Source organism: Luteibacter sp. CQ10 (assembly GCF_040900725.1).
In the GTDB taxonomy this organism is placed as follows: Bacteria; Pseudomonadota; Gammaproteobacteria; order Xanthomonadales; family Rhodanobacteraceae; genus Luteibacter.
The window spans coordinates 992048-1014735 of record NZ_JAEUYM010000001.1 but is presented as its reverse complement, the minus strand read 5'-3'; the positions used below and the strand labels follow the sequence as shown (position 1 = coordinate 1014735).

Genomic DNA, 22688 nt, shown 5'->3' with positions numbered 1-22688 from the left:
CCTCGTTATGCGGCTCACGCCGCTCCTCCCGGCGAAGCGCCGAATCCCCCAACTCTATAGGGAGGTTCGCTACCGGCGCTAGCACCATGCTGCTGGAGTCGCGACGCAGGTCCGCCTGAGGGAGACGGCGGGCGGCACGAAGCCCCCGCCGACAGGGGTGTCAGCTTTCCCCTTCGCTCCAGGCCTCGTGGAAGTGCCCCTCCCGGTCCCGCCGTTCGAAGGTATGGGCGCCGAAGAAGTCGCGTTGCGCCTGGATGAGATTGGCGGGCAGGACCTCCGAACGATAGCTGTCGTAGTAGGCGATGGCGGCCGAAAACCCCGGCACCGGCACGCCCTGACGCACGGCCTGGGCCACCACCTCACGCAGGGCGCCCTGGTAGTCCCTGGCGATGTCGCGGAAGTGGGGCGCGAGCAGGAGATTCTTCAGCTGGCCGTCGTGCTGGTAGGCATCCGTGATCTTTTGAAGGAAACGCGCCCGGATGATGCAGCCCGCACGAAAAATCTTAGCGATATCGCCATAGCGAAGGTCCCAGTGGTTCTCCGCGGAAGCCGCCTGCAATTGCGCAAAACCTTGCGCATAGGAAATGATCTTGCTCATGTAGAGCGCCTTGCGCACGGCCTCCGCGAACGCCTTGCGGTCGCCGTCGAAGGCGGTGGCGGCCGGCCCGGCCAGCTGCTTGCTGGCCTCCACGCGCTCGTCCTTCATCGAAGACAACGCGCGCGCGAACACCGCTTCGGTGATCAGCGTGAGCGGTACGCCGAGGTCGAGGGCGCTCTGGCTGGTCCATTTGCCGGTGCCTTTCTGGGCGGCGCGATCGAGGATCACGTCGACCATGGCCTCGCCGGTGTCCTTGTCCTTGTGCTCGAGGATCTTCGCCGTGATCTCGATGAGGAAGCTGTCCAGCTCGCCCTCGTTCCATTCACGATACGTGGCCGCCAGCTCGTCGTTGGACAGGCCCAGCACGTGCTTGAGCACCGCGTAGCTCTCGGCGATCAGCTGCATGTCGCCGTATTCGATGCCGTTGTGCACCATTTTCACGTAGTGGCCCGCGCCGTCGGGGCCGATATAGGTCACGCAAGGCTCGTTGTCGTCAGGTGCGCGCGCAGCAATCTCGATAAGGATCGGCGACACCAGGTCGTAGGCCTCGCGCGGGCCGCCGGGCATGATCGACGGGCCCTTGAGCGCCCCTTCCTCGCCGCCGGACACGCCGGTGCCGATGAAATGCAGGCCGTGCTTGGCCAACTCCTCGGCTCGACGGATGGTGTCCTTGTAATAGGTGTTGCCGCCGTCGATCAGGATGTCGCCCTTGTCCAGCAGCGGCACCAGCTGCTCGATCACCGCGTCGGTGCCCTTGCCCGCCTGCACCATCAACAGGATGCGGCGCGGCTTTTCCAGCGATTCGACGAACTCCTCGAGGGTGTCGGTGGGCACCAGCTTGCGCCCCTTGCTCTGGCCCATCACTTCGTCGGTCCGCTCTTTCGTGCGGTTGAAGATGGATACCGAGTGGCCACGGCTTTCGATGTTCCAGGCGAGGTTGCGGCCCATGACGGCCATGCCGATCACGCCGATCTTCTGCTTGCTCACGAGTTGGTCTCCGGTGTCAGGTGAATACCGCCCGTCATTCAATCTGCACCATCCCACAGCCACGAAACGTGACGGCGGCGGTCGGCTATGATGGGGGGCGAACCGGCGGACCGACCGTCCGGATGGGACTGGAAGAACGCATGAACCAGGTGAAGTCGCACAAGCGCGACAAGCGTGTCGCCACCGCCCGGGAGGCCCTTGCCGACCTCGTGGCCGATGGGCAGACGATCGCGGTGGGTGGTTTCGGCCTCTGTGGCATCCCCGAGCTGCTGATCGAAGCCCTTCGCGACTCCGGGGTGAAAAACCTCACCGCCGTTTCGAACAACGCCGGCATCGACGGCGTGGGCCTCGGCATGCTGCTGGCGACCCGCCAGATCCGCAAGATGGTGTCGTCGTACGTCGGCGAAAACAAGGAATTCGAGCGCCAGTTCCTGGCCGGCGAGCTCGAGGTGGAGTTCACCCCGCAGGGCACGCTCGCCGAGAAGCTGCGCGCCGGCGGCGCCGGCATCCCGGCGTTCTTCACCCGTACCGGGTACGGCACGCAGGTGGCCGAAGGCAAGGAAACCCGCGAATTCGACGGCAACATGTACGTGATGGAGCGCTCCATCGTGGCCGACGTGGCCCTGGTGAAGGCCTGGAAGGCCGACCCCTCCGGCAACCTCGTCTATCGCAAGACCGCGCGCAACTTCAATCCCATGGCCGCCACGGCGGGCAAGGTCTGCGTGGCCGAAGTCGAGATCATGGTCGAGGTGGGCGAACTGGATCCCGATCAGATCCATACCCCGGGCATCTACGTCGACCGTATCGTGCACAACCCCGCGCCGTCCAAGCGCATCGAACAGCGCACCGTGCGCGCCTGAAGGAGACCTCCATGGCCTGGACCCGTGAACAGATGGCGCAGCGCGCCGCCAAGGAACTCTCCGACGGCGATTACGTGAACCTCGGCATCGGCCTGCCCACGCTGGTGGCCAACCACCTGCCCGAGGGCGTCGACGTCTGGCTGCAATCCGAAAACGGCCTGCTCGGCATCGGCCCCTTCCCCACCGAAGACGAAGTCGACGCCGACCTGATCAACGCCGGCAAGCAGACGATCACCGCCCGCCAGGGCGCTTCGTACTTCTCCAGCGCCGACTCCTTCGCGATGATCCGCGGTGGCCACGTCGACATTTCCATCCTCGGCGCCATGCAGGTCACCCACGAAGGCGACATCGCCAACTGGATGGTGCCCGGCAAGATGGTCAAGGGCATGGGCGGTGCCATGGACCTGGTGGCCGGCGTCAAACGTGTCGTGGTGCTGATGGAGCACACGGCGAAGGACGGCTCGCCCAAGATCCTGAACCAGTGCAACCTGCCGCTGACCGGCAAGGGCGTGGTCGACCGCATCATCACCGACCTGGCGGTGTTCGACGTGACCCCCAAGGGATTGGAACTGATCGAGCTGGCCCCCGAGGTGACCGTGGACCAGGTCCGCGCCGGCACGGAATGCGATTTCGTTTCGAAGGTCTGATAAGACCCGCTCGGTAGGAGCCGATTCATCGGCGATCCAAGGCCGCGACACGGTTAGGATCGCCGATGAATCGGCTCCTACCGAGCGAGCTTCGTAGCGATTCGCGACCGGGGCCCGGAAAAGAAGTCGCCCCGCGGGAAGACGCCTCGGTGTGGGCCTCGGGGGGGAGGTAGGCCAAGACACCGGATGATAGCGTCGCCGCGGGGCGAGGGACCTACCGACCCAGGGGGAGGGGTTGGTGGTAGGTCGAGGTGAATCATAGATTTCCTAGGAAATGTTCGCCAATATATCTTTCAGCGACCACTTATATAAAATTCGACTATGTTCGATCTGCGCCAACTGCGCTACTTCGTCGAGGTGGCCGAAACCCTGAGCTTCACCCAGGCCGCCCAGCGCCTGCACATCTCCCAGCCGCCGCTATCCCAGCAGATCCTCGCGCTGGAGGGCGACCTGGGCGTGCGCCTGCTCGATCGCAATCGCCGCCGCGTAGCCCTGACCGAACCGGGTCGCATCTTCCTGATCGAAGCGAAGGCCATCCTGGCCCGCGCGGAAAGCGCCCGCACGGTGGTGGCCGAAGCGGCCGCCGGTTTCACCGGCCAGCTGAAACTGGCCTATGCCGCCTCGGTATCGTTCCACCCCGCCCTGCCCGAAACCCTGCTCCGCTTCAGCCATGCGGCGGTAGGCGTCAGCCTGCACCTGGGTGAGATGCCCACCAAGGCCCAATACGACGCCATCCTCAGCGGACAGATCGACCTGGGCCTCCTGCGCGCCCAGCCTGAAGGCGTCGCCAACGCCCGGCAGCTCAACGTCGAGGTCATCGACCACGAACCGCTCGTGCTCGCCCTGCCTGCCCGACACCGGCTGGCCGGACGCGAGGCCGTGCGCATGGAAGAACTGGCGAAGGAGCGCTTCGTGGCCCCGCCGCGCAGCGAGGCCGCCACGCTGATCGACCGCCTCACCTTGCTGGCGGACAAAGCCCGCTTTCGTCCGAACGTGCGGCAGGAAGCCCAGCAGATCCCGTCCCTGCTGCCACTGGTGGCCGCCGGCCTGGGCATCGCGCTGGTACCGGCCTCCCTGCGGGCCGTGCACCTGAAGGGCGTCACCTTCGTTCCGCTGGACGATCCCGAGGCGCACCTGCTCCTGGCCGTGGCCAGCCGCGTGGACAATACCTCACCGGTGCTCGAGAGTTTCCTGCGTACGGTGCGCGAGGCCCGGCAAAGCCTGGGCCTGGCATGAAAGCCGAATCATTACCGGGGCTTGCGTGCACCCCGCCAGATCGCTACAATTCCGTTTTTCCTCGTCTGCAATATCTCAGGAGCTGGCCGTGAAGGTGCTTTCCTCTTTGAAGTCCGCGAAGTCGCGTCACCGTGACTGCAAAGTCGTGCGCCGTCGCGGCAAGGTGTTCGTGATCTGCAAGAGCAACCCGCGTTTCAAGGCTCGTCAGCGCTGATCCAAGCCGCGACGGGTAACGAAAAAGGCCGCTGACGCGGCCTTTTTTATTGCCTCCGCCCAGAGGGCGTCAGTGCACGTTCACCGCGGCCCAGGCCGCGTCGACCACCTTGACCAGACCCGGATAGAGATCCCTCGTGGCATTCAGCGTCGCGATTCTCGCATCGGCATAATCGGTGTCGGACGTCATGTAGACCGTGAGCGCGCGATACCAGATCTTCTGGGCCACGTCGCGGCCTACGCCATGCAGGCTCGGACGCGCCCCGTGGTTCAGGCGCTGCCCCGGGCCCGGCCTGGCGTTGCAGACCAGGTCGTCCGGCCCCAGGTTCCACGTCGTGCCGATGCCGAACCCTTCGGGCACGACGTCCCCCTCCGCCAGCAGGTAGAAGAAGTGATTGCCCACGCCGGAGGCGTAATGGGCATTGAGCTGCCCGACCGTGGCATCCCAGCAATCGGCCGAGGCCACCGGTTCGCCATTGACCGTGTCGACGCCGAGGCTCGGCTTGAACATGTACCGCAACGCCAGGGTGCCGTCGGGATTGGACGCGAACAGCTTCTCGCCGATCAGGTAGTTCGGCGGCTCGTGCGGATCGTTGGCATGGAACTCCACCATCGTTCCGAAGATGTCGGAGGTGGACTCGTTGAGCGCGCCAGGCTCGCCCGTCTGTTCGGGTGCCAGCTTCGCCGTCGCACCGGTCACGCCGTGGGTCATCTCGTGCCCGGCGACATCCATGGCGACGAACGGATTGAACGTGGTATCGCCGTTCTGTCCGCCGTCGCCGTAGAGCATGCCCCGGATATCGTTGCCCTCGGGAAGGGCCGGATCGTTCAGGTCGGCCCATACGGCATTGAGGGATGAGCCGATGAAGCTGACGTGGGCATAGCTCTTCACGCCAGTACCGTCGCCGAGGATGCCTTCGCGATGATGCACGTCGTGGTAGTAGTCCCATGCGGCCGATACGCCATGGGCGATGTCCGCCGCGGCGCTCTCACGGTTGGCGGCCGTGCCGTCGCCCCAGATGTTGTCCGGGCTGGTGAAGACGGTGGCGCTATCGAAAGCGTGCGGGATGAAGGCGAGCAGGATCACGTCCAGACCCGTGCCATCCAGTACGCTGCCGTTGCCGCGCACCGAATCGATGAGCTGGTAGGTGGCACCGTTCGAGCCGTCCACGGCCGTGGTGTTCAGCGGCACGTCGCCGAAGAGGATCGATTTCCCCGTGCCTTCGGCGGCAAGCGACTGGATGAGGTTCCAACGGGTCAATACCTCTCCCGTCCGCGCGTCGGTGAAGTAACGCATGACCGAGGCGCCGTCGCCGTTGGGTTGCCCGACCACGAGGGATTCATACGCCAGCATCGGCCGCCCGCCGCGGGCATAGATCACCAGGTGCGGCACGCCCACCGAATCCACCCTGCCCGGGCGCGCGGTGAAATCGGTGATCTTCAGGAAATCCGAGGTGACGGCGGCCGTCACCTGTCCGGCGGACACCGACGGCGTGATCGACGGTCGAAACGTGCTGCGCAAGGTGAGGCTCGGATCGCCCACGGCCACGCCCTGGCGGCTGTGCACGACGACATCGCCGCCGATCACTTCCATCCCTTTGTACAGACGCTTCATGCGCACGTGCTGCGTGCCGTCGGCATCGCCGATGGTATCGGTGGCAACGAACGTATCCCCGTCGGCCGCGTACATCGGCACACGGTTCTGACTGAGAAAGCGTGCCGATATGGCCTGCTCCGACGCTTGCGCCATCGAACATCCCAGGACACACGCGACCGCGGCCGCGAGACGACGATATCCACCCATGCCTTTCATGCGACTCCCTCCCCATCCGTTAGTCGATCGAATCCAAGTTGATCCGCGAGCCGATGCCGCCCGGCCCCATTGGATGAGCAGCATCATTCCTCATGATGTCGTCGGGTATCGAGGGAAAACGTGCGGTGGATCGCATCCGTCGGCACGCGAAGCGAAAGCATGGTTTCGCGCGTTTCGCTAGAAAGATCCTAGCCTCTGGCTTCGCTGGCGAGATAAGGCGAATCGGGAATGTCGGCCGTGTCGCCGAGGGTCACGCAGTTGCGCCCGGCGCGCTTCGCGCGATAGAGCGCGGCATCCGCTACCACGAGCAGGCGGTGCAGTTCGAATCCGCATTGCATCGTCGACGCCACGCCGAAGCTGGCGGTGACGTGCAAATGCGGCATGGATTGCGTGGCCGAGGTGGCGGCGATCGACAGGCGCAGCTGTTCCGCACGCGACCTCGCCTGCGCCGGGTTGCAGTCCGGCAGGAGCACCGCGAATTCTTCGCCGCCCAGCCGACCGAAAACGTCGCAGGCGTGCAGCGCGCGACGACAGACGTCCACGGCACGCTTGAGCGTCTCGTCGCCCACCGCGTGTCCGTAGGTGTCGTTGACGGACTTGAAGTGATCCAGGTCGAAGAGGATGAGGCAGGCGCCGCGGTCCGATCGGGCGCCATAGGCCAGCACGCGGTCGGACTGGTCGACGAAATGCTCCCGGTTGCATATGCCGGTGAGCCCGTCGCGTCGCGCGAGCTTCATGAAACGCAATTGCGATCGGCGCAGCCAAAGCACGATCCAGGCGATGACGGCCAGGCATATCAACAACACGAAGATGTAGAGCCTGCCGGTTTCCACTTCCTTGCGCGCAAGGGTGCCGGTGAGGCGCAGGATCTCGTTCTGCTTGTTCAGCGCCTCGACTTCGTTCTTGCGTGCCTGCAATTGCTGGTCGACCATCTGGAACGCGAGGCTGCGCGCGCTGATGTCGTTGAGGTAAGCCTTGTCCGCCGCCATGAATCGCTCGTGATAACCGAGCGCGGCATCGAGGTTGCCCAGTCGCTGTTCCACCTTGTAAAGCACTTCGTAGGCCGAGCGCCGCGAATCGGTGAATTCGTCGCGAATGGCTACCGCGATGGCGGACAACGCCGAACGTCGTGCGTTCGCCATGTCGCCCAGGCGCAGGTAGGCCTGGCCGAGCAGCGCATCGAACTCGGCCATCAGCACCGGATAGTTCAACCCCCGCAATTCGTCGCGATGGATCGTGAGTATCTTCACCGCTTCCGAGGGGCGGTCGTGCGCGAGGTAGAACGCGGCGATGTCGGCGCGCATGGTCTGCGCGAACACCGCATCGCCTGGACGCGTGCAGGCGGCGATGGCCTCGTCGTACAACGGATCCAGCGTATCCAGGCGGCCGCCTTCGCGGCGCGCACGAAGCAGGTGCTGCACACCCTTGCAGATCGTTTCTCCCGGAGGAGGATCGACGATCATCTCGCGCGCGTAGCTCTCGGCCTGGTCGAACTGCCCCGCCGAACTCAGCAGTTGCGATGCCTCGCCCAGGCCCATGAAACGGGCCCGCTTGTCGCGGATCGACGGCATCATCTCCTGGAGTCGGGCCAGCCTGAGGTAGGCTTCCTCGTAGCGGTGCCCCACCCCGAGGAGGTTGATCAGCGTCGCCGTGGCGCGAAAGCGCAACACGACGTCCGACGATCCGTCGGCCACGCCTTCGAGCAGGCGCTTGCCCGATTCGTAATCGCCCACCCACGTCGCCTGCCAACCACGCAGGAAGTCGTACAACGCACGGTCGTGGGGCGAGAGCTTCATGTCGCCCGCATCCTGCAGCAGGCGCTCGAAGCGGCCGTCGTCCGCGCCCTTGGCCTTGTCCGCTTCGGCAAGCAGCGCCGACGCTGCGGACGTCGGTTCGTCTTCCGCGGACACCGGCAAGGTGAAGCCCGCCATCGCGACGGCAACGGCGACGGCGCCCATGAGGCGGCGATATGCCGGAGCCCGCCTCACGGCTTCACGCGTCCGATTCCGGCGGATCGTCCGGCTCGGCGTCGCCGTCGTCGTCGGGCGGCAGCTCGGGCGCACGCTCGTGGTCGGGACCGAACGGCTCACCCATCTGCGTGGACAGGTAGACGCCCTGCTTCAGCGACGCGCGCAAAGCGTCCGCATCGCGCCCGGCGAGCGCGGCGCGTTGCGGATCGTCGAGCTCGTAGTCGCGAAGCGCATCGCCAAAGCCGTCGCCATGGCGCAGCGACGCATCACGCCCCGCGCGTTCCAGAAAATCGATGACGTTCCCCATCCCTCACCCCTTGAGCTCCAGGCCCCCCGACCCCGGCTCAGACGGCGCACCTCCCCTCGAGGGCGCCTTGCCATGGATGATATCGCCTGGAGCGCCCGGCCGAGTAGTAGGCCGGGCGCCATCGGCCAAAGGAACGTGAAGCCCGTCAGAGGCCTGGGAAAGGCCTCCCAGGAAACGGGCATCGATAAGAGGTCATAGACCGGATGGTCAGAGCAGGGCCGCCGCTTTTTGCAGGGCGATCCACACGCCGATCAGGAACGGGATGCCGACCGCGAGCCATGCGAGCACGCCGACGATACCGAACGAGCCCCGCGCCGCGGAGGCCAGGCTCGCCTCGGAAGCCTGCGTCTCGTGCTGCAGCGAGCGTTCATGGCGAAGCTGTTCGTCGCTCATGTGGTGCTTCGGATCCACCGGCCTCACGAGGAGGTTGCAGATCAGTCCGACGAGCAGCAGTCCGGCGAGGATGTAGAGGGTCCGGTCGTAGACGAGGTTCTTCGCGACGCCCGCCGCCAGTTGCGCTTCGCGGATGCCGGCGATGAGCACGGGACCCACCACGCCCGCCACCGACCAGGCCGTGAGCAGCCGTCCGTGGATCGCGCCGACCATCTGCGTGCCGAAGATATCGGCCAGGTAAGCCGGCACGGTCGCGAAACCGCCGCCGTACATCGAGATGATCACGCACACGGTGATGACGAACAGACCGGCCATGGCCTGATGCCCCATCGAGGGAAGCAGGCAGTACAGCACGATGCCGAGAATGAAGAAGATGCAGTAGGTGAATTTGCGGCCGAGGAAGTCCGAGGTGGACGCCCAGAACAGGCGTCCCACGCTATTGAACAAGCTGATGAGGCCCACCAGGCCCGCCGCGGACGCCGCGATGGCGGCCTTTTGCGCGGCGCTCAGCTCGGTGCCGGGGGCGACGCCCAGCAGACCGCCGCCGAACACGTCCTGCAACATCGGGCTGGCCATCGAGATCACGCCGATGCCGGCCGTGACGTTCATGCAGAGCACGCCCCAGATGAGCCAGAACTGCGGCGTTTTCCACGCGCGGTTCAGGTGCACGTGCCCATGGGTGATGAGCGGCGCATGTTTGGCCGACACGTTGCCGGGCTGCCAGCCCAGCGGCTTCCAGCCCACTGGAGGCACGCGAAAACCGAAGGCACCCAGCGACATCACCACGAAATACAGCGCCCCCATCACCATCAGGGTCGTGGCGACACCGGGGACATCGCCCTTGGTGAAGGTATCCATGAGCTTCACGGCGATGGGGGCGCCAATCATCGCGCCGCCGCCGTACCCCATGATCGCGAAGCCGGTGGCGAGGCCGCGACGGTCGGGGAACCACTTGATGAGCGTCGATACCGGCGTAATGTAGCCCAACCCCTGCCCCACGCCGCCCAGCAATCCGCAGCCGAGGTACACCAGCCACAGCTGGTGGATGGCGACGCCGATGCCGCCCAGGATGAGGCCGCCACCCCAGCAGCAGGCGGCGATGAAACCGGCCTTGCGCGGGCCGGCGTGTTCCAGCCACCCGCCCCAGATCGCGGCGGCGAGGCCGAGCATGGCGATGAAGGTCTCGAAGACGTGGTTGACCGACGGCACCGTCCAGTTGCAGGTCGTGGTGGTGAGCTGGTCGAGGAAGCCCTGGTTCGCGCACAGGGCGGCGTCGGCCCCCGGCACCAGCTTGGTCATCGGCAGCCAGAACACGGAAAACCCGTAGGCCATGCCGATGCACAGATGGATGGCCAGGGCCGCGGTCGGCACCAGCCAGCGGTTGAAGGACGGCCCCGCGATCGTCCGCTCGCGAGCCAGCCATCCGGCACCCCGGCCGGTCACCTCAGCAGTAGCCATCCTTCACCCCATCGTTGTCGGTTATCCCCGCGTCGCATCTTAGGCGAGTTTGGGGGTGGTGCCACCCTACCTTCGTATAACGGGTGGGTGCCTCGGCTTCGCCACCGGGTTGTGTCCCGAGCCATCCGTGTGTCGTGCCGACGAAAGGCATGCCTGACGTGCGATGACGGTTGACCTGTTTGCCAACCTATACGATAGTTTCATGGCAACTTTGGAATGCCATATCAAACACCCGTCAACTGGGCCCACCACGGAACTTGGGATGCTCGTGAAGCTTCGAACAGGGATGCTGCTCGTGTCGCTCGTGACTCTTTCGCTGCTCGCTTGCAACAAAAAAGATCTCAGCCCACCGCCTCTCAATCCGCATCCCAAGGAGGCGCTGCACGTCACGGTGACGTTCGACAACCCGGAAGACGCGAAGCGCTACAGCGTCGTGATGAAAGCGCACTATCGGACGATGGAACCGGGGTGCGGCTATATGGATTATTTCAGAGCCGTCGGTGGCATATATGTGATTCCCGAGGGAACTTTCGACATACCTAATGTAGGCCAATATTCACAACAGCCCAAATTCGACATATACCTTGACCGATACAACAAAGAAGCTTGTAACTGGGAGCTAGATTTCCCTTATCTCCATATCATCGACACCTATACCCACAGGGTAGCGGTGCCTGACTGGGGGTCTAATGACCTGACTCCCGGCAGAACGTATCACACCGTTTGCCAGTACCAAGTAAACGATTATTCACAGCAATGCTATGGCTTGTTGCAATTGAAAGATCTTCCCCATTACAGCCGAGTCCCGATCACCATTCATGTCGCAGAGAGCTCGGCGCCTGTACGCCGCCGCCAAGGAGTTCCTTTAGTTCCGGCAATCTCGACAGACCCATAGCAGATAGATATCTACGCAATTCATTCCAAACAGACAATCGAAAAAGATATCATCCAAGGAGACGGATATGCCACTTCCTTCCGATCAATACGCATTCCTTTCTCATACGATTTACAGGCCGCTTACCGTCAATGAGACCCTGAAAAGCGATACGAGAGAGTATACCGTTATCTACGCATCCCCTCCGTCCGTCACTCACTATCGCGGCGCAGTGGTACGTGAGAAAGCAACGGGACAGATAATCGTCGTAAACAAAGGCACGGATCCTCTCATCATTCACGACATCATGGCCGACCTAGGAATGGGCATGATGGGCAAACCCACTCAGTGGCCCGAAGCGGCAAATACCATGCTTTGGGCGTTGAATCATGCCAAAGAGCACAACATTCCAATCAAGGACGTCAGTATCACTGGTCACTCCCTGGGAGGGGCCCTTGCTCAATTGCAGGCCGCCATGCCCCAGTCTGCCGGCGTGCATGCCGAAACATTCAATACCTACGGCTCGCTATCCATGGCAAAAGGCCCGTACATGAATGTCGATCCGGCATCAGCTCAGGAACGTGTGACGAACCATCGCATGTATCACGATCCCGTATCGAAAGCCGCTGATTCGATCGGCCGCACCATCGACTATATGGATCAGGAAGACTACCGACGGCATGACAAAGGAGGACTCGCGCTCTTGGGTGATTTCAAGTCGGTTGCGAAGGCACACGGTATATCGAACTTTTGGGATGGCCATAACAACAGGCCGGGAGCGGTTTTCACGCACAACTACATACACAACCTGCATCAACGCCCATTCGACAATGTGCTACGAGGCCTTTCGCCCGATCGGTCAGCTTCGGTGCAGGAGCCGAGCCAACAAGAGCGCCCTCCGATGGCACCCCTCGCCTCGACCGCCAGTACGGACGACATCTTCGACCATCTCTGCAAGGCCCTCGAACACGACGACGACGGCTTCATGAAAGCGCTTCGACAGGTCGGCCAAACCCAGCTCGCACAGGAATTCCACGCGGAGACGGCGCGGCAAGTGGATCAGGAAGACCGCGCGAACGCGCTGGAAGCCCAGATCCAGCAGCTCAACGAACAGCAGCAGATGGCGCAGGTCCAGCAGATCAGCGGGCCTGTCATGCGTCACTAAGGAGCGAGGATGTACGAGGAAGGAACCAAGAAGCTCGCCTCGCAGGTGGCGATGCTGTTGGAGCGACTGTCGCGCATGAGCCAGTCGATGGATGAGCGGCAACGGCAGGCCATGGAGCAGCAGGAGCGGACAGTGCGGGCCCTGCCCGACGTATTGCGCCAGGCGGCGAATCAGACCCTGAGCGGCATAGCCGAGGACGCCACGCAATGCGTACGAGCCGGATTGAACGAACCCCTGGCGGATGTCGCCAAGCGAGCGGATGAGCATCGACGGATCATGCAGGCCAGCACCGACGCGATGGCCGGCACCCAACGCAAACTGATCCGTTTCACGCACAAGGCCCTCTGGTTGGTGGTGGGTTTACTGGCCGTCATCCTTCCCGTCATCGCGACCGGAAGCTACCTAGGTTGGCATTACGCACAGGTCATCGCGCAGCAGCGGATCGAGGCCGATCTGCTGCGAGCCTACAACCAGGCCGACCTTCGCCTCTGCGATACCCGGCTCTGCGCCCGCGTGGATCGTTCGGATAAACGCTATGGGGATTACCTTCCCGTCAAGCCGCGTTGATCACTCGAGCCGGACCACGCACTCGATACCTTGCCGTGCCATCTTCGCGTAGGGACAGATGCGCTCGGTGTGCCTGACCAACGTTTTTGCCACGTTCCTGTCGATGCCGGGCAAGGCGATGCGCACCTCGGCCGCCAGGGTGAACAGCCCATCCTCGGGATCGCGACCGAAGTGGATCGATGCCGTGACCGATGCATCGGGAATGTGCACTCCTTCGCGCACGGCGAGCAGGCTCAACGCACCGTGGAAGCAGGCGGCGAACCCCGCCGCGAAGAGCTGTTCCGGATTGGTGCCGCCCCCGGGGCCGCCCATCTCCGATGGCAGCCGCAAGGAGACGGCCAGCGCACCGTCCGACGACCGTGCTTCTCCGGATACGCGCCCGTGCCGGTCATCGCCTCCGGTAACGGTGACGGTGGCCGTGTACAACGGGGAGAACGACGTACCGTCGTAGCGGTCGAGGAACGACGGAGGAAGTGTGTGCGAGCTCAAGGGAGCGGTTCCGTCAGGCCGACGCGGGCCTCGCATAGCGGGACCGGTCGAGTTGTTCCAGCCAGGCCTCGAAGCCGACGGGAGCCTGTTCGAAGTCGTCTCCCGGCAATAACGACGCCGGTTCCAGGCGTGCACCGAAGTACGGTTCCATGGCATCCCCCTTGACCGACCGACGATCGCCCAGGACGCCCAGGAAACGTCTTACCAATTCGTCCATCGCCCACCGCTCGGGACCGCCGATCTCCACCACGCCCATGCGCGGCTCCCCTGACGCATGGCGGACCACGGCGTCGGCTACGTCGTCGGATGCGATGGGCTGCATCCAACCGGTGGGTATCGTGATCGTGTCGCCGCCGCCCGCGTTACGCACGATCCCATCGAGGAACTCGAAAAACTGCGTGGAGCGCACGATGGTGTACGGTATGCCGCCATCGCGAATGCCCTTTTCCTGCGCGGCCTTGCCTCGCATGTAACCGCTGTCGGTCAACGTGTCGCAGTTCACCACGGACAAAGCCAGGTGATGTTTCACACCGGCACGCCGTTCCGCCGCGGCGATGTTCGCCGACGCCCGTGTGAAGAAGTCCAGCACCGCGTCGTCGGCGAACGAAGGCGAATTCGCCAGATCGACCACGATGTCCACCCCGTCCATCGCGGCATCGAGGCCCTCGCCGGTCACGGTGTTCACCCCGGATGAAGGGGATCCCACGGCGACCCCATGGCCTTTGTCGCGCAGCCGCCTCACCACCTTGGAGCCGATCAGGCCGGTACCGCCGATCACCAGGATATTCATGAACAGGTCCTCGAATGACGTACGGATGAGGCTAAGCGCCCGCTTACCACCCCGGTAGCGTCGTGACGGTACTCATGCTGTTGCCGCCAGCGCACCAATCTCCGTTTCGTGGCCGCCATCGAGGTCGAGCGCACGGATCGACGCGATCATGTGGTCGATGAACACCCGGATGCGCGAAGGCATCTGGCGACGGCTCAGGTAACAGAGATAGTGTCCCCGGTCGTCGGGTGCGTATTGCGGCAGGCAGGCCACGAGGCGGCCGTCATCCAGGTATTCACGCACCTGGTAACCCGGCAATTGGGCAAATCCCTGACCGCCGAGCGCGGCCCTCGACACGAGGTCCGCGTCGTTGAACGACAGCATCGCGCCCGGCGTAAGCCGCCTGGCCTTGCCATCCTCGCGGAATTCCCATTCCATCGCGCGTCCGTTGGGGAGACGAAGACTCAGGCAGTCGCCCAGGGGAAGGTCATCGACCGACACCGGCGTGCCGTGGCGCCTGAGGTAATCCGGCGAAGCGCAAAGGAACAAGCGCATCGGCACGATCCGGCGGGCGACCACGTCGCTGTCCTCCATGCGCCCGTCGCGAAAGGCCACATCGACACGATCGCCGGTGAAATCGGCGGGACGATCGTCCAGCAACAACTCGACCGCGATCTCCGGGTACAGCGCGCGAAAGCCATACAGCAGCGGGGCCACCACGTGGCGGCCGAAACCTACCGGGGCGCTCACCCGCAGTTGGCCGCGTGGCGGCCCATCGCGCAGTTCGCGCATGTCTTCCAGGGCCTGCGCGATGCGGTCGACGCCCGGTCGGCAGTTCTCATAGAACAACTCGCCTTCGCGCGTGAGGGTGGTGCTCCGCGTGGTGCGCGCGAACAAGCGCGCGCCCACCTGCCCCTCCAGCTTCTGCACGCTCCGGCTCACCGCCGAGCGCCCGATGCCCAACCGGTCGGCGGCCCGGGCGAAGCTGCCCTCCGCCACCACGGCGATGAAGGCCACCACGCCTGCGTAGCTGGCCGAGAAAGTGGACGCAAGGGCGTCGCCCGGGTTGTTCATGTCGATAGCCTCCATCCCATAGACCGAAGACGAGGCGGCGTTGCCGTTTGTGACACGGGATTGGTGTGTCCGATGCAACACCGTGGTCACGTCGCCATGGCTACCGCGCCCGCCGTGGCACGCCTAGCCTGATCGGGACCTTTCCACCCACCGAGGAACCGACATGACCCAGCGTCTCGACTACACGCGGCAATCCCCCGATCTGGTGAAGAAGCTCGTGGAACTGAGCATCGCCAACCGCAAGGCGGGCATCGAGCAGTCCATCCTGGACCTGGTGGACCTCCGTGCCTCGCAGATCAACGGCTGCGCCTTCTGCGTGGACATGCACGTGAAGGAAGCCACCCTCCACGGCGAGCGCCCGTTGCGCCTTCATCACGTGGCGACGTGGCGGGAATCCAACCTGTTCACGTCCCGCGAGCGCGCGGCCCTGGCGTGGACCGAGGCGCTCACGAGCCTTCCCGCGCAAGGCGTGGGCGACGACCTCTACGAGCGTGTGCGTAGCGAGTATTCGGAGAAGGAGCTGTCCGACCTCACCTTCGCGATCATGACCATCAACGCCTGGAACCGGGTGAACGTGGCTTTCCACGTCGTGCCGGGCTCCCAGGACGAGGCCTACGGCCTCGACAAGGCCAACCTGGCTTGATCGGCCCTTCCCGCTGGAGAACGCCATGAAAAAGCTCGTTGCGTCGCTTTGCCTTTGCCTGCTGCCGCTGGGCGGCGTCGACCTCGCGCACGCCGCCGAGGGTGCACCCGACGCCAAGGTCGGCGAGCTGATGACCAAGGCCCTCGCCGACTACCCAGGCAAGGACATCACGCTGATCACCGTCGATTACCCGCCCGGTGCGGTGGACCCCGTGCACCGCCACGATGCCCACGCCATCGTGTACGTGCTGGAGGGCTCGATAGTGATGGGCGTGAAAGGACAGCCCGAACGGACGCTCAACCCCGGCGATACCTTCTACGAGGGGCCGAGCGACGTTCACACGGTGGGCCACAACGCCAGCAAGACGAAGCCGGCCAAGTTTCTGGTATTCCTGCTCAAGGATGCGAAGAAGCCGATTCTCATGCCGGTGAACTGAAAGACCTCGACGGGGCGCCCGCTTCGTGTCAAAAAGCGAGCGGGTTCCTCGTCCGGGTTTCTCATGAACGACGCTACCGCCACCTTCACCGCGCTCCGGCCCCGCTTGCATGGCATCGCCTATCGCATGCTGGGATCGGTCGCCGAATCCGAAGACCTGGTCCAGGACATCTGGCTCAGCTGGCACGGCACCGACCCGTCCTCGATCGACAACGCCGAGGCCTGGCTGGTGGCCGCCACCACCCGCCGCGCCATCGACCGCCTGCGGTCCGCGCGCGCCCGGCGCGAGCATTACGTGGGCATCTGGCTGCCCGAACCGGTACTCACCGACCAAAGCACCACGCCGGAAGACCTCGAAGAACTCGCCAGCGACGTGTCCGTGGCCTTCCTGCTGCTGCTCGAGCGGCTGGCGCCCGAGGCCCGCGCCGCATTCCTGCTACGCGAAGTATTCGACACCGACTACGCGGACATCGCCGGCATGCTCGACAAGAGCGAGGCCGCGTGCCGCCAATTGGTGCATCGTGCCAAGGCGCAACTGCAGGACGGCCGCTCTCCCTCCACACCGACGGCCCGCGAGCGGCACCCTGCCCTGATGCGTCGCTTCGCCAGCGCGCTGGCCGACGGCGATATCCACGCCATGCGCGAGATGCTCGCCAGCGACGCGGTGCTGATGAGCGACGGTGGCGGCAAGGTCAATTCGTTTCCCGAACCGATGGTGGGCGGCATGCGCATCGCGCAGCTCTTCTACGCGCCGCACCTTCGCCGAAGCGACAACGTCCGCACCGAGCTGGCGATGGTCAACGGGCAATGGGCCGTGCTGCGCTATTTCGACGACGTGCTGGAGTCGGTGCAGTCGTACGAGACCGACGGGAAAAAGATCGTCGCGGTGCATGTGCAGAGGAATCCGGACAAGCTCGAGCGTTTCGTCCACGGAACGGGTGGATTCAGGGCCGATGGGGAAGTGTCGCCTGCCTGAGCGCAAGGCGCTGGGTTACTGCCTGCGCAGGAACGACGAGCTACGAGATTCGCCGCCGCGTATCAAACAACCACACGTCGCTCCTGCGCAGGCAGGAGCCTAGCGCCTCGAGCACGGTTGTCGCGACACCCACGAACGAAAACGCCCCTCGACGAGGGGCGTTTTCGATGACACCGTCAAACCGACGGATCAGCTGTACCGAACCCCGGTGATCTCGTAGCTCTTCACTCCGTTCGGCGCCGTGAAGTCGAACTCGTCGCCTTCGCTCTTGCCGATCAGCGCACGCGCGATCGGCGAGGATACGGCGATGAGGTTCTGCTTGATGTCCGCTTCCAGGTCGCCGACGATCTGATAGGTCACCGTCGCATCGGTGTCCTGGTCAACCAGGTCGACGATGGCGCCGAAGACGATGCGCTTGCCCACGGTGAGTCGCTCGGTGTCGATCACCTCGGCGTTCGACAACGCGGCTTCGAGTTCCGAAATACGACCCTCGTTGAAACCGTGCATTTCGCGAGCCGCGTGGTATTCCGCATTTTCCTTCAGGTCGCCATGCGCGCGGGCTTCGGCAACGGCGGCAACGATCTCCGGACGTTTGACGCGCTTGAGGTACTCGAGCTCGTCGCGCAGGCGGTCGGCGCCTTTCTGGGTCATGGGAGGACGTGTGCTGCTCATGCGTGAAGCTCCTTGTGCAGGTCCTGCAGGCTGTTCACTTCCGGATCGGTGTGGAAGTCGAGCGAGTGCACCAGGGCACGCGCGCCCGCGACGGTCGTGGAATACGTGACGCGCTGTTGCAAGGCCTCGCGGCGGATCGAGAAGGAGTCCGAAATGGCCTGCTTGCCTTCCGTCGTGTTGACGATGTAGACGACCTCGCCGTTCTTGATCAGGTCGACGATGTGCGGACGGCCCTCGAGCACCTTGTTGATGCGCTCGCAGGCGACGCCGTTGTCCTGGAGGAACTTCGCCGTGCCCGACGTGGCCACGATGACGTAGCCGCGCTCGGCCACGTCCTTCGCGATCGGCAGCAGGCGATCCTTGTCGGCGTCGCGCACCGACATGAACACCTTGCCCTTCGGCGGCGCCTTGATGCCGGCGGCTTCATGGCCGCGCGCGAACGCGGCGCCGAAGGTGCGGCCCACGCCCATCACCTCGCCGGTGGAACGCATCTCGGGGCCGAGGATCGGGTCGACGTTCTGGAACTTCAGGAACGGGAAGATGGCTTCCTTCACCGAGTAGTACGAAGGGATGATTTCCTTCGTGGCGCCCTGCTCGGCCAGCGTGCGGCCGGCCATGGCGCGCGCGGCGATCTTCGCCAGCGACATGCCGGTGGCCTTGCACACGAAGGGCACGGTACGCGAGGCGCGAGGGTTCACCTCGAGGATGAACACCTCGTCGCCCTGGATGGCGAACTGGGTGTTCATGAGGCCCACCACTTTCAGTTCCTGCGCCATCAGCTTCACCTGGCGGCGCATTTCGTCCTGCACTTCCTGAGAAAGCGAGTACGGCGGCAGCGAGCACGAGGAATCGCCCGAGTGCACGCCGGCCTCCTCGATGTGCTCCATGATGCCGCCCACCAGCACGTTGCCCTCGGCATCGGCCACGATGTCGACGTCGACTTCCACCGCATGGTCGAGGAAGCGGTCGAGCAGCACCGGCGACTCGTTGGACACCTGCACGGCCTCGCGGATGTACCGCGAGAGGTCGGCGTCGGCGTAGACGATTTCCATGGCGCGGCCGCCCAGCACGTAGCTCGGGCGCACCACCAGCGGATAGCCGATCTCGCGGGCCAGGGCCAGCGCCTCGTCGGCGTTGCGCGCCGTGCGGTTCGGCGGCTGCTTGAGACCCAGTTTCTGGATCATCCTCTGGAAGCGCTCGCGGTCTTCGGCCAGGTCGATGGAGTCGGCGCTGGTGCCGATCACCGGCACGCCGGCGGCCTCGAGCGCGCGGGCGAGCTTGAGCGGCGTCTGGCCGCCGTACTGCACGATCACGCCCTTGGGCTTCTCGAGGTCGACGATCTCCAGCACGTCTTCGAGCGTGAGCGGCTCGAAATACAGGCGGTCGGAGGTGTCGTAGTCGGTGGACACGGTTTCCGGGTTGCAGTTGACCATGATGGTTTCGAAACCATCCTCGCGCAGGGCGAGCGCCGCGTGCACGCAGCAGTAGTCGAACTCGATGCCCTGGCCGATGCGGTTCGGACCGCCGCCCAGCACGATGATCTTGTCCTTGTTCGTCGGGTTCGCCTCACACTCTTCCTCGTACGTGGAATACATGTACGCGGTAGTGGTGGCGAACTCGGCGGCGCACGAGTCGACGCGCTTGTAGACCGGGCGCACGCCCAGCGTGCGACGCACGTGGCGCACGGCGGCTTCGTCGGTGCCCACCAGTTCGGCCAGGCGCGCGTCGGAGAAGCCCATGCGCTTCAACTCGCGCATGCGCGGCTCGTCGAGCGCGGTGAGGCCCTGGCGCTGCACTTCGCCTTCGGTCATCACGATGTCTTCGAACGCGGCGAGGAACCACGGATCGATGCGGGTGAGGTCGTGCACTTCTTCCAGCGAAAGGCCCGCGCGGAAAGCGTCGGCCACGTGGAACACGCGGTCGGGACGCGGTTCGCGCAACTCGCGCTTGAGCATCTGGAAGCCGTCTTCGCTGCCGATGTCGAGGCCGGTGGGGTTGAGGCCCGTCTTGCCGATTTCCAGGCCGCGCAAGGCTTTCTGCATCGACTCGTGGAACGTGCGGCCCATGGCCATCACCTCGCCCACCGACTTCATCTGCGTGGTGAGGCGCGCGTCGGCCGCCGGGAACTTCTCGAAAGCGAAGCGTGGGATCTTGGTGACGACGTAGTCGATCGACGGCTCGAACGAGGCCGGCGTGAGGCCGCCGGTGATGTCGTTCTTGAGTTCGTCGAGCGTGTAGCCCACGGCGAGCTTGGCGGCGACCTTGGCGATCGGGAAGCCGGTGGCCTTGGAGGCCAACGCCGAGGAACGCGACACGCGCGGGTTCATCTCGATGACCACGACACGGCCGTCTTCGGCGTTGATGCCGAACTGCACGTTGGAACCGCCGGTGTCGACGCCGATCTTACGCAGCACCGCGATGGAGGCGTTGCGCAGGCGCTGGTATTCCTTGTCGGTGAGCGTCTGCGCCGGGGCGACGGTGATCGAGTCGCCGGTGTGCACGCCCATCGGGTCGAAGTTTTCGATCGAGCAGACGATGATGCAGTTGTCCGCCTTGTCGCGGACCACTTCCATCTCGAATTCCTTCCAGCCCAGCACCGACTCCTCGACCAGCACTTCGTGCACGGGCGAGAGTTCGAGGCCACGGCCGACGATCTCGACGAATTCTTCCTTGTTGTAGGCGATGCCGCCGCCCGATCCGCCCAGGGTGAAGCTGGGACGGATGATCGTCGGGAAGCCCACGGTGGTCTGGATTTCCAGCGCCTGCTCCATCGAGCGGGCCACCGCGGCCTTGGGGCACTCCAGGCCGATGTCGGCCATGGCCTTGCGGAACAGGTCGCGGTCTTCGGCCATGCGGATGGCTTCGCGCGAGGCGCCGATCAGCTCGACGCCGTACTTCTCGAGCACGCCGTTGTCGGCGAGGTCGAGCGCGCAGTTGAGGCCGGTCTGGCCACCCATCGTGGGCAGCACGGCATCCGGACGCTCCTTGGCGATGATGCGCTCGACGGTCTGCCAGTTGATCGGCTCGATGTACACGGCGTCGGCCGTGCCGGGATCGGTCATGATCGTCGCCGGGTTCGAATTGACCAGGACGACGCGGTAACCTTCTTCCTTCAGCGCCTTGCAGGCCTGGGCGCCGGAGTAGTCGAACTCGCAGGCCTGGCCGATGACGATCGGGCCGGCGCCGATGATGAGGATGGTCTTGAGGTCGGTGCGCTTTGGCATGGTTTCTCTCGCTAATCGAAGTCGGATGGAAGGTGGCGTGCGGGCGTCAGGACGCCTGCTTCGCCTTGTGCGCTTCCATCGCGGCAATGAACGTGTCGAACAGGTAGCCGACGTCTTCCGGGCCCGGGCTCGCTTCGGGATGACCCTGGAAGCAGAACGCCGGGCGGTCGGTCAGGGCGAAGCCCTGCAGCGAGCCGTCGAACAGCGAGGTGTGGGTGATGCGCACGTTGGCCGGCAGCGTGGCCGGATCCACGGCGAAGCCGTGGTTCTGCGAGCTGATCAGCACGCGGCCGGTGTCGTGGTCTTTCACCGGGTGGTTGGCACCGTGGTGGCCGAACTTCATCTTGAGCGTCTTCGCGCCGATGGCCAGGGCCATGATCTGGTGGCCCAGGCAGATACCGAAGACGGGGATCTTCGTATCGAGGATGGTCTTGGTGGATTCGATGGCGTAATCGCACGCGGCCGGGTCGCCCGGGCCGTTGGCGAGGAAGATGCCGTCGGGATTCATCGCCAGCACGTCGGCGGCCGGCGTCTGCGCGGGCACCACGGTGATGTCGACGCCGCGGCCGGCCAGCAGGCGCAGGATGTTCTGCTTCACGCCGTAGTCGTAGGCCACCACGCGGAATTTCTTCGGCGGGTTGAAGAAGGCCTGCTTGTCGAGGTCGTAGACGCCCTCGGTCCACTGGTAGGTGGTGGAGGTGCTCACGACCTTGGCCAGGTCCATGCCGTTGAGGCCCGGGAAGGCTTTCGCCTTGGCCACGGCCGCCTCGGCGTCGATGGCGTCGCCGGCCACGATGCAGCCGTTGAGCGCGCCCTTCTCACGCAGGATGCGGGTGAGGCGGCGGGTATCGATGCCGGCGATGGCGACGACGTTATGGCGCTCGAGGTAGTGCGGCAGGGGTTCCTGGCTGCGCCAGTTGCTCGCCAGGCGCGGCACGTCGCGCACGATCAGACCGGCCGCATGCACGCGCGGTGCTTCGACATCGATCTGGTTGGTGCCGGTGTTGCCGATGTGCGGATACGTCAGGGTGACGATCTGCTGGTTGTACGAGGGGTCGGTCAGGATTTCCTGATAGCCGGTCATGGCGGTGTTGAACACCACCTCGCCGACCGTTTCGCCCCGGGCACCGACCGCGTGGCCGTAAAAAACGCTGCCGTCTTCGAGAGCAAGCAGAGCAGGAGTACGCATGGGATGGCCGCCTTCAGGTGCAGCAAAGCCCGCAAGCCAGCGTAAAAGCGGCTCGTGGGCCTTGGGGATGAGGAATCGTTGGGCGGGTAAGAATGATAGGCCTCAAGGCCCCTTCTGTCCACCGGAAAA

General features: G+C 64.6%; 21 protein-coding genes. 10 read left to right on the top strand and 11 right to left on the bottom strand.

Annotation, left to right across the window (positions count from 1 at the left end; genetic code table 11):
* Window positions 1–160 precede the first annotated feature (160 nt).
* Window positions 161–1585, bottom strand: coding sequence for an NADP-dependent phosphogluconate dehydrogenase (gene gndA / locus JNG39_RS04635; RefSeq protein WP_368309978.1), 1425 nt, complete (start codon window positions 1583–1585; stop codon window positions 161–163).
* Window positions 1586–1725: 140 nt separating this feature from the next.
* Between gndA and JNG39_RS04630 the strand changes: the two genes are divergently transcribed.
* From JNG39_RS04630 to ykgO, 4 genes are all read left to right on the top strand, one after another.
* Window positions 1726–2445, top strand: a complete 720-nt coding sequence (locus JNG39_RS04630) for a CoA transferase subunit A (protein WP_368309977.1) — start codon at window positions 1726–1728, stop codon at window positions 2443–2445.
* An 11-nt stretch (window positions 2446–2456) separates the two neighbouring features.
* Complete coding sequence (locus JNG39_RS04625; RefSeq protein WP_368309976.1) at window positions 2457–3092, top strand: CoA transferase subunit B; 636 nt, start codon at window positions 2457–2459, stop codon at window positions 3090–3092.
* 321 nt (window positions 3093–3413) lie between these two features.
* The gene (locus JNG39_RS04620; RefSeq protein WP_368309974.1) at window positions 3414–4328 is read left to right on the top strand and encodes a LysR family transcriptional regulator; all 915 of its coding nucleotides are present in this window, start codon (window positions 3414–3416) and stop codon (window positions 4326–4328) included.
* Between the two features lie 88 nt (window positions 4329–4416).
* The gene (gene ykgO, locus JNG39_RS04615) at window positions 4417–4542 is read left to right on the top strand and encodes a type B 50S ribosomal protein L36 (RefSeq protein WP_029213509.1); all 126 of its coding nucleotides are present in this window, start codon (window positions 4417–4419) and stop codon (window positions 4540–4542) included.
* Between the two features lie 69 nt (window positions 4543–4611).
* On the opposite strand, the gene JNG39_RS04610 is transcribed toward ykgO, so the two are convergent.
* The 4 genes from JNG39_RS04610 to JNG39_RS04595 form a co-directional block, all read right to left on the bottom strand.
* On the bottom strand, window positions 4612–6291 hold the full coding sequence (locus JNG39_RS04610) for a M4 family metallopeptidase (RefSeq protein ID WP_368309972.1): 1680 nt from the start codon (window positions 6289–6291) through the stop codon (window positions 4612–4614).
* 251 nt (window positions 6292–6542) lie between these two features.
* A complete protein-coding gene (locus tag JNG39_RS04605) occupies window positions 6543–8312 on the bottom strand; it encodes a GGDEF domain-containing protein (RefSeq protein ID WP_368309971.1) in 1770 nt (589 codons plus the stop codon).
* A 34-nt stretch (window positions 8313–8346) separates the two neighbouring features.
* A complete protein-coding gene (locus JNG39_RS04600; protein WP_368309970.1) occupies window positions 8347–8631 on the bottom strand; it encodes a hypothetical protein in 285 nt (94 codons plus the stop codon).
* Window positions 8632–8838: 207 nt separating this feature from the next.
* On the bottom strand, window positions 8839–10482 hold the full coding sequence (locus tag JNG39_RS04595; protein ID WP_368309969.1) for an OFA family MFS transporter: 1644 nt from the start codon (window positions 10480–10482) through the stop codon (window positions 8839–8841).
* A 262-nt stretch (window positions 10483–10744) separates the two neighbouring features.
* Here JNG39_RS04595 and JNG39_RS04590 point away from each other — a divergent pair, with 262 nt between their 5' ends.
* The 3 genes from JNG39_RS04590 (at window position 10745) to JNG39_RS04580 (ending at window position 13088) form a co-directional block, all read left to right on the top strand.
* Window positions 10745–11377: a hypothetical protein gene (locus JNG39_RS04590; RefSeq protein ID WP_368309967.1), complete on the top strand. Its 633-nt coding sequence runs from the start codon at window positions 10745–10747 to the stop codon at window positions 11375–11377.
* A 67-nt stretch (window positions 11378–11444) separates the two neighbouring features.
* On the top strand, window positions 11445–12521 hold the full coding sequence (locus tag JNG39_RS04585; RefSeq protein ID WP_368309965.1) for a hypothetical protein: 1077 nt from the start codon (window positions 11445–11447) through the stop codon (window positions 12519–12521).
* A 9-nt stretch (window positions 12522–12530) separates the two neighbouring features.
* Complete coding sequence (locus JNG39_RS04580) at window positions 12531–13088, top strand: hypothetical protein (RefSeq protein WP_368309964.1); 558 nt, start codon at window positions 12531–12533, stop codon at window positions 13086–13088.
* On the opposite strand, the gene JNG39_RS04575 is transcribed toward JNG39_RS04580, so the two are convergent.
* The 3 genes from JNG39_RS04575 to JNG39_RS04565 form a co-directional block, all read right to left on the bottom strand.
* Window positions 13089–13577: an Ohr family peroxiredoxin gene (locus JNG39_RS04575; protein WP_368309962.1), complete on the bottom strand. Its 489-nt coding sequence runs from the start codon at window positions 13575–13577 to the stop codon at window positions 13089–13091.
* A gap of 13 nt (window positions 13578–13590) precedes the next feature.
* Window positions 13591–14367 (bottom strand): SDR family oxidoreductase, encoded by a 777-nt coding sequence (locus JNG39_RS04570; protein ID WP_368309960.1) that lies wholly within the window; start codon window positions 14365–14367, stop codon window positions 13591–13593.
* A 72-nt stretch (window positions 14368–14439) separates the two neighbouring features.
* Window positions 14440–15420 (bottom strand): LysR family transcriptional regulator, encoded by a 981-nt coding sequence (locus JNG39_RS04565; protein WP_368309959.1) that lies wholly within the window; start codon window positions 15418–15420, stop codon window positions 14440–14442.
* 163 nt (window positions 15421–15583) lie between these two features.
* On the opposite strand from JNG39_RS04565, the gene JNG39_RS04560 reads away from it, so the two are divergent.
* From JNG39_RS04560 to JNG39_RS04550, 3 genes are all read left to right on the top strand, one after another.
* Window positions 15584–16063: a carboxymuconolactone decarboxylase family protein gene (locus tag JNG39_RS04560; protein WP_368309957.1), complete on the top strand. Its 480-nt coding sequence runs from the start codon at window positions 15584–15586 to the stop codon at window positions 16061–16063.
* A gap of 25 nt (window positions 16064–16088) precedes the next feature.
* Window positions 16089–16499 carry a cupin domain-containing protein gene (locus JNG39_RS04555; RefSeq protein ID WP_368309956.1) on the top strand — a complete coding sequence of 137 codons (411 nt, stop codon included), beginning with the start codon at window positions 16089–16091 and terminating at the stop codon, window positions 16497–16499.
* A gap of 63 nt (window positions 16500–16562) precedes the next feature.
* Window positions 16563–17474 carry an RNA polymerase sigma-70 factor gene (locus JNG39_RS04550; protein WP_368309955.1) on the top strand — a complete coding sequence of 304 codons (912 nt, stop codon included), beginning with the start codon at window positions 16563–16565 and terminating at the stop codon, window positions 17472–17474.
* Between the two features lie 189 nt (window positions 17475–17663).
* Here the strand turns inward: JNG39_RS04550 and greA are convergent, their stop codons facing one another.
* The 3 genes from greA to carA are packed head-to-tail and all read right to left on the bottom strand — an operon-like array spanning window position 17664 to window position 22559.
* The gene (gene greA, locus JNG39_RS04545) at window positions 17664–18146 is read right to left on the bottom strand and encodes a transcription elongation factor GreA (RefSeq protein WP_368309954.1); all 483 of its coding nucleotides are present in this window, start codon (window positions 18144–18146) and stop codon (window positions 17664–17666) included.
* A complete protein-coding gene (gene carB / locus JNG39_RS04540) occupies window positions 18143–21370 on the bottom strand; it encodes a carbamoyl-phosphate synthase large subunit (protein ID WP_368309953.1) in 3228 nt (1075 codons plus the stop codon). The genes greA and carB overlap by 4 nt, the downstream gene beginning before the upstream one ends.
* Before the next feature lie 46 nt (window positions 21371–21416).
* Window positions 21417–22559 (bottom strand): glutamine-hydrolyzing carbamoyl-phosphate synthase small subunit, encoded by a 1143-nt coding sequence (gene carA / locus JNG39_RS04535; RefSeq protein WP_368309952.1) that lies wholly within the window; start codon window positions 22557–22559, stop codon window positions 21417–21419.
* Window positions 22560–22688 lie beyond the last annotated feature (129 nt).